Genomic DNA, 15,437 nt, shown 5'->3' with positions numbered 1-15,437 from the left:
TTCTTCCTTGCAAAGGAATGTATAAAATTATGCATGATCATTGTCATGAACGATTAAAAGCGTTACAATTGGCAGCTTTTTTAAAACCTTGCCTTACCGCGAATGTCCGCAGAAGGCTATTAATCCATAAGGAGAAACCATGAGACATTATGAGGTTTTTAATGGATATTGTTTCTCTTCACTTTGAAGAACCCTTAATGATTAGTATTAATGATACAATTGTTAAGATCTTGGCATTTAAAACCCAAGAACATGGGAATATTAAATTTGGCGTTGAAGCACCTCGTTCGGTTAATGTGCACCGAGAAGAAATTTTCCATGCAATTAAACAAAAGCAACTGTTAGAAACGACTGAATAATCCTTGGAAATGCGTCAAGTACCTTCTCGATGTATTAGCTCACTTGCTGGATTTATTCTTTTTTTTTCCGCTATAGCTTTTTTTATCAATTATTTTATTTATCAGTTTCCGGGAAATAATTATTTTCCGGATAACGTAGTACCTTTTGGCATCTTCTTAGTTCTCCTCAATGTTGGACTTCATTTAACCTTTGCAAAAGAAAGCAAATCCTGTCAGATAGGTAACGAATTAATCTATTTTTTTGTGGTAATGGTGATTATTGCGTTTGCAACCAATGCGGTTCAATTAACGCCATTTCCGGTAATTGATCAGTATATTGTAAAGCTGGAAGCCTTGATGGGAATTGATACCGCGGCTATAGTTAGTTGGACTAATGAGCATCGGCAGTTCAAAGCGTTACTTAGCACGATTTATGACAGCCTAGCTTATCAAATGAGTATTATTCCTTTACTGGTATTATTTTCCTGCCGCTTTCATTTGTTGCGTGAATATTATTTTCTATTGCTGTCCACCGTACTGCTTGGTTTTGGATTTTATTATGTTTTCCCTACGGTGGCCCCTGCCAGTATATTCAACCATAGCTTATTTGAGTCAAGCCAAATTGCGACAGGCTTGAAGTTTTCCGAACTTCATCATCATATTGTACCAACTACGAACGAAGGTGGGTTAATCGCATTTCCATCATTTCATGCTATTTGGGCCATTTTGTGTGTTAATTTACTTAGAGAATGGCCAATAGCCTGTATTGTGTTCGCGATTATTAACCTTGTGCTCATTGCTTCTTGTGTTTTATTGGGCTGGCATTATTGCACAGATATTGTGGGAAGTTTAATTATGCTTTTTATTAGTTATTTTGTTTTAAAGTATTGTACAGATAAATAAATGTACCCTGGTTGTAAACAACCAGCTACGCTGAATTAATCAATAACGTAGCCCGCATTAAAGGGATCTTGTGGCGTATTATGCTGCGCTAATACGGGCTACGTTCAATATACTACAAGCTTTCGTCTACTTTAAAACGCTCTCCGTACTTTACTTCCAGAGTTTTAAATAAACTTTCCAGATTATTGATTCCAAAGTCTTTAGCATAATTCATTGGACCACCACGGAATGGAGCGAATCCTGTCGCGAAAATCATACCCACATCAAGCAAGTCAGAATCGGCTACAACCCCTTCACGTAAGCAGGCTGCTGACTCATTAACCATTCTTAGAATCAATCGATCGGCTATATGTTGATCTTTAGCAACCTCTGCTGGACGACTTTTTACAGGCTTACCATTTTTATATTGATAAAAACCTTCGCCTGTCTTACGGCCAAGTTTACCTGCTTTAACCATGTCACGTAATTTCTGCGGCACAGTACCACCATAATGTGCAGTTAGGTTTTCTGCCACAGCCAAGCAAACGTCCATACCTACAGTGTCTGCCAACTCAACAGGTCCCATGAACATTCCAAACTCTAAGGCGGCTGCATCAATGGTCTCTCCACTATGACCTTCTTCTAAAAGCTGCACGCATTCCATTAAATAAGGCATTAGCACTCTATTGATTAAGAAGCCGGGGCTGGATTTAACGGGTAAAGGCAATTTGGCAATTTGATTGACAAAAGCACAAGAGGCTTGCGCTACTTGCTGAGCAGTTGATGCACCACTAACAATTTCAACCAAATCCATCTTAGCAACTGGATTAAAGAAATGAATACCAACTAAACGCGTTGGATCGCTCATCACGATGCTAATCTCATCCAAAGGAATACTGGAAGTGTTCGTAGCAATAATTGCATCGTTCTTCGCAAGTAGTTCTACTTTTTTGAAAATTTCTTGTTTTACATTTAGATTTTCAAAAACTGCCTCAATAATCACATCTGCTTGAGCAATACCACGGCCGTCTGGATCAGGAATTAAATTATCCATAGCCGCTTGAACTAAGCGTGGTTTACGCAATTTTTTCTTGTATAAAGAATATGCTCGACCAATAGCAGGTGCAATACGCTCATAAGATTGATCTTGCAGTGTTACACGTAGGCCGCGCAAAGCACACCAGGCAGCAATATCGCCCCCCATAACCCCAGCACCTATCACATGTACATGTTGCGCTTTAAAGTTGCTGTCTTTGGCAAAAGCTTTCATTCGCTCTCTTAAACCAAAAGCACGGATCAAATTTTTGGACGTAATGCCTTGAGTGACCAAATGCTCAACTGATTCAATTTCTTTCTGGTACGCTCTATCACCCATGCCCCCTTCTTTTTCCCATAAATCAATAATGGCATAAGGTGCAGGATAATGTTCTTTGCGTACACGCTTGGCAACATTTTTACGCATTAATGCTGCAAGTGGTTTACGAAGCCAAGCCGCATTTGTTAATCCTTGTAGAAATGAAGGCTTGTGGCGTGGTGGCTTATTTTTAATAAAATAAACTGCAGCACGCTTTAATTGACGAACAGGGACTACATCATCAACCATACCTAATGCTTTAGCTCTTGAAGAAGCAACCGTACTACCGGTTAAAATAGTTTGTGTTAAGGCATTAAAACCACCAATAAGTTGTGACAAACGCACCGTGCCACCCCAGCCAGGATGAATACCTAACATTACTTCGGGCAAGCCAATACGCGTATCTTTTTCGTCAGTGGCAATACGATAAGTACATGCCAGGGCTAATTCATATCCGCCGCCCATACAAAAACCATCAATCATGGCAACTGTAGGAATAGTTAGTGCCTGTAATCTAGCGAAAACTGCGTGACCTTTGCGTAAGAAATCAACAGCTTGGGCAGGGGTTTCAAATTTAGAAAATAAAGAAACATCTGCACCAGCAATAAATCCTTTTTCTTTTGCTGAATAAATAATTAAACCGATGGCATTTTTATCTTGGGCAATCTCTTGAAGCTGACTATTTAGCTCATCTAAGACTTCTTCATTCATGCTGTTTACACTCGTATCGTGTCTATTTAGCCCAAGCCACAGAATGTTATCGCTGCCTCGTTTTAAGTCCCAGTTCTTATAATTATTCATGTCCTTTCACCTCAGTCACACGTTCCAGATACATAGCCCCTCCTTGCCCTCCACCGATACAAATAGAGGCCATTCCACGCAACTCATTTCTTTGCTCTAATGATTTCAACACATGAAGCACAATACGTGCACCACTAGAACCAACAGGATGTCCAGCAGCTATTGCGCCCCCTTCACGGTTTAATTTATCCATGGATGGAGCACCAAAAGCCTTATCTAAGCCTAATTGCGTCTTACAATATTCATCATCATCCCAAGCTGCCAAGCAACCTAAAACTTGAGCCGCAAAGGCTTCATTAATTTCCCAACAGTCAATATCATCTGCTTTTAAATTATGACGTTGCATAATTGGCGTTACTGCATGCACTGGACCTAATCCCATTTTAGCGGGATCAAGCGCGGCCCATTGTGAATCCACAATACGACCAATTACATTTAAACGATACTTTTTAATGGCATCAGCACTAGCTAACAATAATAAACAAGCACCATCAGTTACCTGAGAGCTATTACCTGCCGTAACCATACCGTATTTCTTATCAAAGAAGGGTTTTAATTTCGCTAATTTTTCTAAAGTAGAATCAGGACGCATTCCATCATCCTGAGCATGCACACGCCCCTTACTGTCAATAATGGGAGTTACTTCGGTCATGCGTTTTTCACTATAAGCTTCAGCCAATTTTAAATGGCTTCGTAAAGAAAACTCATCCATTTGCTCGCGAGTGATATTGAATCGGTAAGCAACTTTTTCGGCGGTTTGCCCCATATTCATACAGACAATTGGATCATTTAGTCCACGTAATAAAGCAATTACGGGCGCTAAATAGGAAGGTCTGAGCTGAGTAACTAATCCTAATTTCTGTCCAATACTTTTAGCACCATACCAATTAGCTAACCAGGACACCATTTTGTGGTTGAATAATAAAGGAGCATGGCTCATTGCTTCGGTGCCCCCTGCCAAGATTAAGTCGCTGCGACCACTGGCAATTTCTATTGCCGCATTATCAAGTGCTTGCATGCCTGAGGCACAGTTTCTCATTACCGTAAATGCAGGAACTTGATCACCACAACCTAATCTTAAAGCAACTACGCGAGCAATGTTCGCCTCATCAGGGCCGGGCATAGCACTACCAATAATTACTTGATCCAATTCGGTTGGAGAAAATGGTTGTCGATTTAATAAAGTCATACCCGCAGCAACTGCTAAATCAGATCCTGAAAACGGACCTAGCCCCTTCGCTTTAAGATATGGAGTCCGGTTACCATCAACTACATAGACATCGCGACCACTTAAATTCGACTTCTGATTCATTGATCCTCCTTAATGATTGGTCTGATTTTTTATAGTGTAAGAGTAGCAGTAAACATCTAAATTTGGAAACGATTAACACTGTTTTTCAACATAATTACATAGAGTTAAGCTGAATGAAATATATTGCTTTTTTTGGAATACAATTAAACAAATATTGCACATCAGCCCTATTTTGTTACTGAATTTAATATATTTTCAAAAGAAATGTTGACGTTGAAAAAATACCTGCGTATACTCCGAGGCATTGATTGGAGAGATGGCCGAGTGGTCGAAGGCGCTCCCCTGCTAAGGGAGTATGGGAGAAATCCCATCGAGGGTTCGAATCCCTCTCTCTCCGCCAGTCAACGCGCCCGTAGCTCAGTTGGATAGAGTATTTGGCTACGAACCAAAGGGTCGGAGGTTCGAATCCTTCCGGGCGCGCCATTATTAGAAGTGGTTCTTAAAAAAAATAAGAATAAACCACTGCATTATAAAGACACCTAGGTGTCTTTATTTGTTTCTAGCCTTGTTTTTTTCGTTTCTCATTCTTATCGCTGCAAAACCCAACTTGTAGGGGCAATAGTATTAAAGGTAACGGCCATTGATGCTCCCGCCAACCCCAAGGCAAACAGATGTAAATAGCTAAGAACGTCACCAAATAATGATGGCAACTCCACAACAGAGGCGGCACCATACATCACTCGTTTTGCGAAACTTTTAAAATTAATCACAGGCTCATTTGAAGCAAAAACCATAATCATCAAAATGCTTAGGATTAAAAGGAATATTCCCAAATGAATTAAAAGCTCTTTATGTTGAATTGAGCCAACAGAAAATAGTAATACAGCACTAATTAATAAAATAAATCCTAGCGCTTGCACTGGGTGGGTCACTTCATTTCCAGGCATGGTGGTTACCGAAAAATAGTCACAGAGCCAGTTCCCTGAAAATCACAGGCTTTTTCATAACGATGTGCTAATTGTGAATATAAATCCCCCATGTAACCACGATTTGAAGGCACCCGATCCATTGCAATGCCCACTTCTTTCAAGGCATCAGCCAAAGCCATATCAGGAATCAATAACCGCTCCAAAGTAGGATCGGAAGCCTGATTAACAAACATTACCTTACGTGCTACAGAGCCATGATCTTCAAAGGAACATTATCCTTAAATTATAGAACAAATTAAAAACAAAAATTGTCATGTATAATTAAATGAAACAGGACGTGAAGGAAAAACACATGGATAAGAGCTTACTTTCAGGAAAAAAAGCATTGGTAATTGGTATTGCCAATGACTGTTCCATTGCTTATGGATGTGCACGCATGTTAAAAGCATCTGGCGTAGAATTAGCACTCACCTACATTAATGAAAAAGCCAAACCATTCGTTGATCCCATTGCTCAAGAGCTTGAACCATCCATTTATATGCGTTGCAATGTAACTCATAACCAAGATTTAACTGATTTATTTGCAGAAATTGGCAAAACCTGGGGGCAAATTGATATTATCGTCCATTCAATTGCCTTCGCCCCAACAGAAGATTTGCATGGCCCACTATTCGCATCATCAAAAGATGGTTTCTTGCTGGCGATGGATATTTCCTGTCATTCCTTTATACGTATAGCAAACCTCGCCAAGCCATTAATGAAAAATGGCGGTTCCCTATTCGCTATGTCATTCTATGGTGCTGAAAAAGTGGTAAGCAATTATAATCTCATGGGGCCAGTGAAAGCGGCATTAGAAGCCTCGGTGCGCTATATGGCGGCAGAACTCGGCCGAGAAAATATTAGGGTCATTGCCATTTCCCCAGGGCCGCTTAAAACACGAGCAGCCTCCGGTTTAGATAAATTTGATGAATTAATCCGAGATGCAACACATAAATCCCCACTCGGCTCTTTAACTAATATCAATGATATTGGGGCCATGGTAACTTTTCTTGCCAGCGATTATGCGAAGAGCATTACTGGAGATACGATTTACATTGATAGTGGTTATCACATCATAGCCTAACAGTATTTGGCGAAATCATCGTTACCAAATAAATGGTATTAATCGATATCTAACGTTCTTTTGATACTCTGGATATCCAGGCAAATCGCGTACCAGTAAATTCTCTTCATTCAAAATACGAGCGACTAAAACTGCGCAGAGGATAGGCGTTAAAAGAAGTGCCCACCAGAAGCCGAGGGCAATTGGAGTACCAAGGTATAAACCCAACCGTGCCAATAGTTCAAGGTTCCGACGGGAATAAAAAGGAGTAACAATAGAATTACTATGCCAATAAGTGAGGAGCGGATTAATTGGCTTGAGTCAATGTCCATGATTTGCTCCCTCCTGGAGTCTGAACGGTTTTCCACATATCCATTAATTTTTTCATGCACTATCTAGTAGTATAGTGAATTACCACAGTCACGCTGTGGTAATTCGATCTTCCATAAGCCATACAACACTACTGTTATATAATGCCATTAGAACTCAATTCCTCGATATCCGCATTTTTTACGTTTTCTATAAATTCATTCGCAGCATTATTGACTGGCTTCTGGAAAAATCTATTCGCAAAATAGGTAACAGAAGCCAGATTGGTTGCAGTAGTTCCTGCAGCAAATACCGCAGTTCCTGTAGTCCCTTCTACAAATGCCGCAAAAAATGTAGACGCACCAGCCCAAGCACCAAATGCAACACCTAATCCAAAGAACAGCCCCGCGGCTAATGCGGTAACTAAAACTACTGTCGCAAACGTTTTAACTACAGCCTTAAGACCATGATATTTATCGGTAAATTTAGCATCACAATTTGTAAGGAAGTCATTATAAGCATTAGTCTTATCGAGCATCAGCGAATTACCTATCTTGATAAACAAGCTGTTAACTTCAGCGGCCAGAAAATTAATTTCTTCAGCATTGAGTCCTAAACGAATCACTTGATTATTTAACTTATCTAAAGCGCGACATAAATCAGCATTAGCCGATAAACCATTGCGCACCTCCTCTAGTTTATTTAATTGCTTAGCAGAACTATGCGGCTCGATTAACTCCTGATCTTTCGCTTCCTTATAGTGCTTAAAATCGTGCTTAAGCCTCATAAGTAATGATTGTGTACCATGAGCTTCATCGGTGGTCACAGTGAGCACATCCATAAAACCAAATTCATTCAATTTATTATGCAATAATTCTACTGTGTTTTCTTCTAAAGCTTGGTCGCTAAAGGTACCTACTAAAATTAGTTTTGCATTTTTATTCATAAGCTTAAACAATGAAATATCCTTTCTCATTTGCTCTAGAACGGTATCATTAATCACTTTAGATAAATTAATACAATAAATACCTACGTCAACCCCGTGAATATAAGGGACGATAAAATTCTTATTTGGACCATTGGTTCCAGGAGAGTCCCAAACATTCATGCCATTTATACATTGAAAATCAGGACCTATTGTCGTCTTATAGCTTGAGGATGGAGCGTGCGTAGCCTCTTGATTGGTTAATTGTTTTAATAACGCCGTTTTACCAGTTTCTTGCGCACCAAAAATAAAAACTCTCATAAAAATTTTCTCTCGAAAAACGCACATATTACCTTATTTTGACCTTTGAGTCCATTATATGGCCAAATCAGAGAAGTAAAACTTAATACAAAAACGAAGCTCCATCAGGAAAATTTTATTTGTATTCAATCTATGAAAAAGCATAGAATCAATCTTTTCATTGGTGCTTTTTGGATATTGCCCAATATGAGTCACCTTCTAAACCTCTCCATTCTTAAAAGAAATCGTGATTTCCGATTACTTTATTTAGGACAATTTATTTCTTTTATTGGGACCATGATCAGCAGTGTGGCACTTCCTTACCAAATCTATCACCTATTGTTAGCGCAGCGAAGCAACCCAGAGCGAGGCTGCGCTGACAATGACGACAGTGTTTTTTATTCTATACTTTATCCTTTTCGACAGGTATGCAGTAAATCATACTTTTTATCATAACTTTTTGTTTTCACATCAAATAAGGACAACACAGTAGAAAAAAGATAGTCATGAGAAACCGCTTGTTCTTTTTTACTCTGCATGCACTCATTATCAAGCACCAATTGCTCCGACAACCCTTTCGATGACCAAAAAATCATAGGCACTTTTTTCTGCTCATCAGGAGCCATGAAATAAGGCAATCCGTGCAGAAATAAATTATGCTCTCCTAGAGATTCACCATGGTCAGAAACATAAATTAATCCCGTATCATGTGTTGTAATAGTACTTAACTCATCAAGTGCACGAGCTAAAACAGTATCCGTGTACAAAATAGCATTATCATAGGTATTAACTATTGATTCTGGTGAACAACTGGCTAAATCCGCTGTATCACAAGTTGGCTGCCAACGTTTGAATTGCTCAGGGTAGCGCTCATAATAAGCTGGCCCATGGTTACCCAGCATATGTAAAACAATCAATTGATCACCCTTTACTGAGCTAATTTTTTCTTTTAATTGATGCAAGAGAATTTCATCAAAGCAACGACCATTCTTGCACATGGCTTCAATTTTTAATTTCTCCATAGGCAATCCATCACATACGCCCTTACAGCCCGATTGATTATCGCGCCACAATACCGAAATATTTAACCGATTTAAAAGATGCAGAAATGATTCGCTTTGCTTAATACGTTTTTCATCATAATGGCGAAGGCCATATGGAGAAAACATACAGGGTAAGGATACGGCTGTTGAGGTACCGCAGCTGCTTACTTGACTAAAATTAATAAGCTGGTGCTTGGCTAATTCAGGAGTTGTTTGGCGGCTGTAGTCGCCTAAGCCCCAATTGGCAGCACGGACGGTTTCACCAATCACCAGAACAATCGCGCGCGGCTTCGCTCCCACTGATCTGGGGAGTTGCTGTGCGTCTTTTGCAATCAGTTTTCTTGTTTGGCTTGCCTTCGTTCTCTGAGCTCTCCAATAAGCCTTTGCTGAAGACGAAAATAGGTTTAACGGTGTAACTAAATAGACAATTTCTTTTTTAGCACGATGTATTGGACTCAGATCATTATAAACAGCCCATCCACCGCCCAAAAACATGAGGAGCGACAAAAATATGCAGCCAAACCGACCAGTCCAATATGAGAGTAAATTTCGTTTATAAATACGACTATTCCATACAATCCAGCTGGGAATTACACCGAGCAGCAAAAGATAAGGAATAATTCGCCATTGTAATAACTCTTTGCTTTCCTGATAATCGGTACTTATGGCATTAGTCACCATATTGGGATCGATATAGACATGAAAGGTATTCATGAAATAGACCATGATGGAGGTGACTAAAAACAAACTAATCATAAACCCTCTAAAAGTCCAACGGTTAATGACCAGCAATAATAGAAACCACTGTAATCCTGTAATTGCGATTCCAGTACAAATAATAATGAGCCAGGTATGTGCTGATGTTAATTCTTTGCCACTTAATAAGTCCGCCCAGAATGAGGCATTATATGCAAGAGTAAAAAATAAGCTGACTAATAAAGTAATCAGTTCGCTTGACCAGTAACTCGGTCGTCTCGTGTTTAAAATGATAATTCTCCCCAAAATAGGCGCATAGTTTACAATTTTTTTTCCCTCGTTCAAAAAAAATCATAACTTAAATGGCTAAATATGGGGATGAGGGACAGAATGAACTCAAAGATCGAGGCATGAAACCCTGGGTTGCTTCACACATTAGCAATGACGGTTGCGTGTATTAAGTATGATATTTAAACCACACAGGCATCACTTTATTGAGATAGACCATGAACTTCCATAAACCTACCTGGGACTCTACATTACCAAATGGATCTGTTTTACTTTCTGGGTAGGCTATTCCTAAACCAAATAAACCTGGTCCAATAATACCTACATGAGGATTGTGACACGTATCTTCATAATCACCAATGATAATATTTTTACGCTTTTCAAAACCAACAGCATAAATAACCCGATCACATTCAGGCAGATAACGCGCAATATTAGGCTCAGCCGTGTTATATCGCACTAAATTTTCAGGCCATACCCCATCAATATTCTCTCTTGCCCAAACAGCAGTTTGCCCTTTCAGTCCGGTATTATCAAAAAGGATCCAATCATCCATATCAATCGCATAACGACAAGGTGAGCGATAAAAGTTAATTACTTTTTTCACGCCCAGCTCCACCAAATAGCGCACAATAATGATGGCAGAGTGTGATGAACCAAATACACCATAAGTTTCATTAGGATCAAGCTCTTCAGCCAATTTTTCCTTATCAATTGCTGTATCAAAGGGAATTACATTAAGACCGGGATAATTCAATGAGGAGGCAGATGCGCCTGTAGCCAGAATAACATTTTTAGCTTGATAAGATTCGCTTGCTGTAGATAAAGTCCACCTCCGCTCGGCTAAAGACATATTATGGATCATCGTATTTACTGCATGTACTTTCTGCATTAAATACGTACAAATCCACTCTAATGGTTCCACAGCATAACTTAAGGTACAGGTTTCCTCTTTTGGCAAATGCTTTAATGCAAAATCAGGCGCCCCTTCATAATTAAAAGATCGCACGTCATTTAAAAAACTAGTGAAATATTTTACGCTCGTATTACTTGAAACATTGCGCCATAGCAGCCCTAAGTCACCAACTTTGAAATGCGGGTCAATCCACAAAATATCATCAGATGAAATACCCTGATCTAATAATTTCCCTACTGCAGCAATACCCGCAGGTCCTGCTCCAACAACTGCCCATTGGAATTTCTTTTTATTCATAATAATCCATGTTAATCACATTTATGCTGCGTAATACAGTGACCATCGTAAGTACAGGTTTGAATTGTCATGCATGAAGGATCAAAATGTCCACTCACAGGAACACCTACAACCTCTTCATTATTTAAACTATTATCAAACCAAGCCACGTCTCCACCAGTATTAATAATCGCAACTCCTCCCTCATTATACCAGTCCCCATGGTGGCCACCAGCACGACGCACAGTCCCGCGACTCCCCTCAATATACCAGACATTGTTGCGGTAAGGTTGACTGTAACTATTATAATTAACATTATCATATACCTTATTATGGTTACCACCACCATGATGGCCTCTATGAACATGTGCAAAGGATATGGCGTTAATAAATAGACATGCTATAAATAGAAATGAGCGCTCTTGATACATCATTTTAGTTCCCTGGGTTGGACAAGCAATTTCTTATATAAAGTATAGTATGATAAGTTGCGGAGTGGCTTGAAAGTAGTTACCGATGAAATTTCAATATTGATAAATGACTCATAAATAAGTCAAATACTGTTGCTCAATAATCAATTATGCTACTATTCCTGCTGTTCCACACTACTATTTTGGGATTCACCACATGGCCGTTACCATAAAAACTCCTGATGAAATAGAAAAAATGCGCGTTGCAGGCAAGCTTGCAGGCGAGGTTCTTGAAATGATTGGTCCTTATGTAAAAGAAGGCGTTAGCACTGAAGAACTAAATACTATTTGTCATGATTACATTGTTAATGTACAAAAAGCTATTCCTGCACCTCTAAATTATAATGGATTTCCAAAATCAATATGCACTTCGGTAAACCACGTAGTTTGTCATGGCATACCTGGAAAAAAGACATTAAAAGATGGCGATGTCATGAACATTGACATCACCGTAATTAAAGATGGTTATCATGGTGATACCAGCAAAATGTTCTATATCGGCGCACCTGCTGTTAAAGCCAAGCATGTAGTGCAAATTGCACATGACTGCTTATTCATCGGTATCGAAATGGTGAAGCCTGGAGTACAATTAGGCGATATTGGACATGCAATTCAACAACATGCAGAGAAAAACCGTTGCTCCGTGGTTCGTGATTATTGCGGACATGGAATTGGACGCGTGTTTCATGAAGACCCTCAAGTATTGCATTATGGAGTACCAGGAACGGGAATGAAGCTGGAGCCCGGTATGACCTTTACCATAGAACCAATGATTAATGTGGGCAAACACCATACCCGTTTATTACCTGATCAATGGACCGTGGTTACCAAAGATCACAGCCTTTCCGCACAATGGGAGCATACCTTATTGGTAACTGATAATGGTGTAGAAATTTTGACTCTACGCGATGAAGAACGATAACCAACGACTCAAAAATACGGTAAAACAGTTTAAAGAAAAACTGCGGCAAGACTTTGATCAAAAAACGAATGTAAGCACCGTTATTCATAGGCTCGTTGCCTTTACTGATGAGCTGCTCATTAGCCTTTTTTATAAAAATCAACTCGATCAAGGAGGTAGTTTCTGTCTCCTTGCTTTGGGAGGTTATGGACGACGAGAGCTCCTACTTCATTCTGATATTGATCTATTACTTCTGCATACTGATAAAATCTCCAAAGCAAAATTACAACGCGCACAAGCCTTCATCCAAGATTGCTGGGATGTCGGATTAGAAATCAGTCATCAAATTACGAACGTATCCTCCTGCGCTGAATTGGCGTGCCGTGACGTTACAGTGATTTCAAGCGTTATGGACATGTTTTTGCTCTGCGGACGCGGTGCCTTGATGGAGGAATTACTGTATCAAACCCATCCGCTGCATATGTGGACGAGCAAAAACTATTTTATCGCCAAACTGCAAGAACAAAAAAAACGGGATCTTAAATACGGTGAAACAGCTTATAACCTAGAGCCGAACGTCAAATATGGTCAAGGTGGTCTTCGTGATCTGCAAATATTGTATAGTATCGGTAAACGCCATTTTAATATAAAAAAATTAGCCGATGGCATTAGCTATGGATTTATCACCGATAAAGAATATGAAAAGCTAATGCACTGCCACCATTTTCTTTGCCGAGTCCGATTTGCCTTACACGGTCTTGCAGAAAAGGCAGAAGAACGGCTTTCCTTTGATTATCAAGTTAAATTAGCGAGTTTCTTCGGCTATAAGGATAAACCTCATTCCTTAGCCATTGAACAATTCATGAAAGACTACTTTAAGGTCATAAAAAGCAGCCGAGAATTAAATGAAATGCTCTTACAATGGTTTGATGAAACAATTGCTCAGTCCCCGAAACAAAAGCTCATTCCATTAGATAATGAATTTCAATTATCCAATCAATACATTGAGGTACGGAATAACCGCGTCTTTACCCAAACCCCTCAAGCGTTACTAAAGTTATTCCTATGGATAACCGATCGACCTGATATTGAAGGAGTAAGAGCCAGTACCATTCGTTTAATTAGAGAGTCACTCTATCTGATTAGTCGGCGCTTTAAAACATCCAAAAAAACCACGGAACTCTTTGTGAGTATCTTAAAAGCACCTAACGGCCCTTATAAAGCCTTACATTACATGAGCCAATATGGGGTTTTAGCCCACTATATTGAATGTTTTGCTCAGGTAACTGGACAGATGCAATATGATTTATTCCATGTATTTACTGTGGATCAGCATACCCTATTCGTGGTGCGCAACATGTCACGCTTTAATCAAGCACATTACGCCCAACAATTTCCACTTTGTGCGCAGATCATGCCAACATTAGATAAGCCGGAAATACTTTATCTAAGCGCATTATTCCATGATATCGCCAAAGGACGTGGCGGTGATCATTCCGAATTAGGTGCAATTGAAGCCCAGAATTTTGCTCAAAATCACCACTTAAAAAAAGAAGACAGCGATTTACTTACTTGGCTCGTGCGTAATCATTTATTAATGTCACAAACCGCACAGCGCCAAGATATTTATGATCCCAACACAATAAAACATTTCTGCCAATTATTACCTCAGCCTCATTATTTAGATTATTTGTATTTGCTTACCGTGGCTGACATTTGTGGCACTAATCCTCAATTATGGAATGCTTGGAAAGACTCGCTGCTAAAAGAATTATATCGAGCAGCGAAACATATGATGCACAAAGCCCAAGAACTCATGGATAAAACAGCCTTAATTACGACAAGAAAACAGTCTGCTTTAAATATCTTAGTTTCAGAAGGCATAGCGTCGAACACAGTCGAAGAGCTTTGGTCTCAATTTAAAGATCGATACTTTTTGCATGAGTCCCCCGAGGTGATTGCGCGGCATACTAAAGCCATATTGAACTGCACTCAATTCCCTTTGATCATGATTATGCCACATCATAGCCAAGGTGGTACGGAAGTATTTATCTACATGCCCCACAGTGATGCTCGCTTTACGATTACCACTGCAGTGCTGAGTAATAATCATGTCACGATTCAAGAGGCAATGATTATTACCTGCGACAATCAATTCGATTTAGATACATATATTATTTTAAACGAGCAAAACCAGGCTCTTATTGATCCCCAGCAATCTGAAGACATACGCCAAGCATTATGTTTTCATCTAAAACAACAGGATCAATTACCCACTATAGCTCAAAAAAGACGCTCTCGTGTTTTAGCTCATTTTAATGTCAAACCCCAAATTAGCTATAACGATGATCTACATAACAACTTTACACGTTTATTTTTAGTAATAGGAGATAGACCGGGACTTCTAGCCACCATTAGCCGTATTTTTTTGACTTTAAATATTCATTTACATAATGCAAAAATCGCAACGGCAGGAGAGCGTGCAGAAGACATGTTTTACATCACCAACCAAAATAATCAGGCACTAAGCAGCGAAGAAAAAGAACTTTTACGCAATTTTCTCATTCAAAAACTCTCATAAAAACAAAACCCTAATAATTTTCATACAAAAAAAACCAAAGTATGTATATTTTTTGTACTTCTGTACTATACTTC

General features: G+C 39.3%; 14 protein-coding genes, 2 tRNA genes and 1 pseudogene. 8 read left to right on the top strand and 9 right to left on the bottom strand.

The annotated features are described in order from the left end of the window. Window positions 1-161: 161 nt before the first annotated feature. Together ACQY7T_RS04185 and ACQY7T_RS04180 are read left to right on the top strand one after the other, a co-directional pair. Window positions 162-359, top strand: a complete 198-nt coding sequence (locus ACQY7T_RS04185; RefSeq protein ID WP_058534980.1) for a carbon storage regulator — start codon at window positions 162-164, stop codon at window positions 357-359. Between the two features lie 9 nt (window positions 360-368). Next, window positions 369-1,241 (top strand): phosphatase PAP2 family protein, encoded by an 873-nt coding sequence (locus ACQY7T_RS04180; RefSeq protein ID WP_428411456.1) that lies wholly within the window; start codon window positions 369-371, stop codon window positions 1,239-1,241. Between the two features lie 112 nt (window positions 1,242-1,353). Here the strand turns inward: ACQY7T_RS04180 and ACQY7T_RS04175 are convergent, their stop codons facing one another. Further along, window positions 1,354-3,375 (bottom strand): 3-hydroxyacyl-CoA dehydrogenase NAD-binding domain-containing protein, encoded by a 2,022-nt coding sequence (locus tag ACQY7T_RS04175; RefSeq protein ID WP_428411455.1) that lies wholly within the window; start codon window positions 3,373-3,375, stop codon window positions 1,354-1,356. After that, window positions 3,368-4,687, bottom strand: a complete 1,320-nt coding sequence (locus ACQY7T_RS04170; protein WP_428411454.1) for an acetyl-CoA C-acetyltransferase — start codon at window positions 4,685-4,687, stop codon at window positions 3,368-3,370. Before ACQY7T_RS04170 ends, ACQY7T_RS04175 begins: the two co-directional genes overlap by 8 nt. A 250-nt stretch (window positions 4,688-4,937) precedes the next feature. On the opposite strand from ACQY7T_RS04170, the gene ACQY7T_RS04165 reads away from it, so the two are divergent. After that, window positions 4,938-5,027: transfer RNA gene (locus ACQY7T_RS04165), tRNA-Ser, on the top strand. 6 nt (window positions 5,028-5,033) lie between these two features. Continuing rightward, window positions 5,034-5,110: transfer RNA gene (locus tag ACQY7T_RS04160), tRNA-Arg, on the top strand. Between the two features lie 104 nt (window positions 5,111-5,214). Here ACQY7T_RS04160 and ACQY7T_RS04155 read toward each other — a convergent pair. After that, window positions 5,215-5,574: a hypothetical protein gene (locus ACQY7T_RS04155; RefSeq protein WP_428411453.1), complete on the bottom strand. Its 360-nt coding sequence runs from the start codon at window positions 5,572-5,574 to the stop codon at window positions 5,215-5,217. A 5-nt stretch (window positions 5,575-5,579) separates the two neighbouring features. After that, complete coding sequence (locus tag ACQY7T_RS04150; protein WP_428411452.1) at window positions 5,580-5,789, bottom strand: hypothetical protein; 210 nt, start codon at window positions 5,787-5,789, stop codon at window positions 5,580-5,582. A gap of 119 nt (window positions 5,790-5,908) precedes the next feature. Here ACQY7T_RS04150 and fabI point away from each other — a divergent pair, with 119 nt between their 5' ends. Next, the gene (gene fabI, locus ACQY7T_RS04145; RefSeq protein WP_428411451.1) at window positions 5,909-6,679 is read left to right on the top strand and encodes an enoyl-ACP reductase FabI; all 771 of its coding nucleotides are present in this window, start codon (window positions 5,909-5,911) and stop codon (window positions 6,677-6,679) included. Window positions 6,680-6,828: 149 nt separating this feature from the next. Here the strand turns inward: fabI and ACQY7T_RS04140 are convergent, their stop codons facing one another. Together ACQY7T_RS04140 and ACQY7T_RS04135 are read right to left on the bottom strand one after the other, a co-directional pair. Beyond that, the gene (locus ACQY7T_RS04140) at window positions 6,829-6,990 is read right to left on the bottom strand and encodes a hypothetical protein (protein WP_428411450.1); all 162 of its coding nucleotides are present in this window, start codon (window positions 6,988-6,990) and stop codon (window positions 6,829-6,831) included. Window positions 6,991-7,124: 134 nt separating this feature from the next. After that, a complete protein-coding gene (locus tag ACQY7T_RS04135; protein WP_428411449.1) occupies window positions 7,125-8,213 on the bottom strand; it encodes a GTPase domain-containing protein in 1,089 nt (362 codons plus the stop codon). 186 nt (window positions 8,214-8,399) lie between these two features. On the opposite strand from ACQY7T_RS04135, the pseudogene ACQY7T_RS04130 reads away from it, so the two are divergent. Continuing rightward, window positions 8,400-8,531: pseudogene (locus ACQY7T_RS04130) on the top strand (MFS transporter); the annotation flags it as partial. 71 nt (window positions 8,532-8,602) lie between these two features. Here the strand turns inward: ACQY7T_RS04130 and ACQY7T_RS04125 are convergent. The 3 genes from ACQY7T_RS04125 to ACQY7T_RS04115 form a co-directional block, all read right to left on the bottom strand. Next, a complete protein-coding gene (locus ACQY7T_RS04125) occupies window positions 8,603-10,237 on the bottom strand; it encodes a phosphoethanolamine transferase (protein WP_428411448.1) in 1,635 nt (544 codons plus the stop codon). A gap of 151 nt (window positions 10,238-10,388) precedes the next feature. Next, complete coding sequence (locus ACQY7T_RS04120; RefSeq protein ID WP_428411447.1) at window positions 10,389-11,432, bottom strand: FAD-dependent oxidoreductase; 1,044 nt, start codon at window positions 11,430-11,432, stop codon at window positions 10,389-10,391. 11 nt (window positions 11,433-11,443) lie between these two features. Continuing rightward, entirely contained in the window at window positions 11,444-11,845 is a 402-nt protein-coding gene (locus ACQY7T_RS04115) for a hypothetical protein (protein ID WP_428411446.1), read from the bottom strand. A gap of 193 nt (window positions 11,846-12,038) precedes the next feature. Here ACQY7T_RS04115 and map point away from each other — a divergent pair, with 193 nt between their 5' ends. Together map and glnD are read left to right on the top strand one after the other, a co-directional pair. Beyond that, complete coding sequence (map, locus tag ACQY7T_RS04110; RefSeq protein WP_428411445.1) at window positions 12,039-12,803, top strand: type I methionyl aminopeptidase; 765 nt, start codon at window positions 12,039-12,041, stop codon at window positions 12,801-12,803. Beyond that, a complete protein-coding gene (gene glnD / locus ACQY7T_RS04105) occupies window positions 12,790-15,363 on the top strand; it encodes a [protein-PII] uridylyltransferase (protein WP_428411444.1) in 2,574 nt (857 codons plus the stop codon). Before map ends, glnD begins: the two co-directional genes overlap by 14 nt. Window positions 15,364-15,437: the final 74 nt, after the last annotated feature.

This window comes from Legionella sp. (genome assembly GCF_965140895.1).
Classification (GTDB): domain Bacteria; phylum Pseudomonadota; class Gammaproteobacteria; order Legionellales; family Legionellaceae; genus Legionella.
This window is presented reverse-complemented; position numbering and strand designations above follow the sequence as displayed.

Excerpts from the sequence above, each read along its gene's own strand:
- fabI (WP_428411451.1), top strand. The coding sequence starts at position 5,909 with ATGGATAAGAGCTTACTTTCAGGAAAAAAAGCATTGGTAATTGGTATT.
- ACQY7T_RS04170 (WP_428411454.1), bottom strand. The coding sequence starts at position 4,687 with ATGAATCAGAAGTCGAATTTAAGTGGTCGCGATGTCTATGTAGTTGAT.
- ACQY7T_RS04135 (WP_428411449.1), bottom strand. The coding sequence starts at position 8,213 with ATGAGAGTTTTTATTTTTGGTGCGCAAGAAACTGGTAAAACGGCGTTA.
- ACQY7T_RS04115 (WP_428411446.1), bottom strand. The coding sequence starts at position 11,845 with ATGATGTATCAAGAGCGCTCATTTCTATTTATAGCATGTCTATTTATT.
- ACQY7T_RS04150 (WP_428411452.1), bottom strand. The coding sequence starts at position 5,789 with ATGTTTGTTAATCAGGCTTCCGATCCTACTTTGGAGCGGTTATTGATT.
- ACQY7T_RS04180 (WP_428411456.1), top strand. The coding sequence starts at position 369 with ATGCGTCAAGTACCTTCTCGATGTATTAGCTCACTTGCTGGATTTATT.
- ACQY7T_RS04185 (WP_058534980.1), top strand. The coding sequence starts at position 162 with ATGGATATTGTTTCTCTTCACTTTGAAGAACCCTTAATGATTAGTATT.
- ACQY7T_RS04155 (WP_428411453.1), bottom strand. The coding sequence starts at position 5,574 with ATGCCTGGAAATGAAGTGACCCACCCAGTGCAAGCGCTAGGATTTATT.
- ACQY7T_RS04140 (WP_428411450.1), bottom strand. The coding sequence starts at position 6,990 with ATGGACATTGACTCAAGCCAATTAATCCGCTCCTCACTTATTGGCATA.
- ACQY7T_RS04175 (WP_428411455.1), bottom strand. The coding sequence starts at position 3,375 with ATGAATAATTATAAGAACTGGGACTTAAAACGAGGCAGCGATAACATT.
- map (WP_428411445.1), top strand. The coding sequence starts at position 12,039 with ATGGCCGTTACCATAAAAACTCCTGATGAAATAGAAAAAATGCGCGTT.
- glnD (WP_428411444.1), top strand. The coding sequence starts at position 12,790 with ATGAAGAACGATAACCAACGACTCAAAAATACGGTAAAACAGTTTAAA.
- ACQY7T_RS04120 (WP_428411447.1), bottom strand. The coding sequence starts at position 11,432 with ATGAATAAAAAGAAATTCCAATGGGCAGTTGTTGGAGCAGGACCTGCG.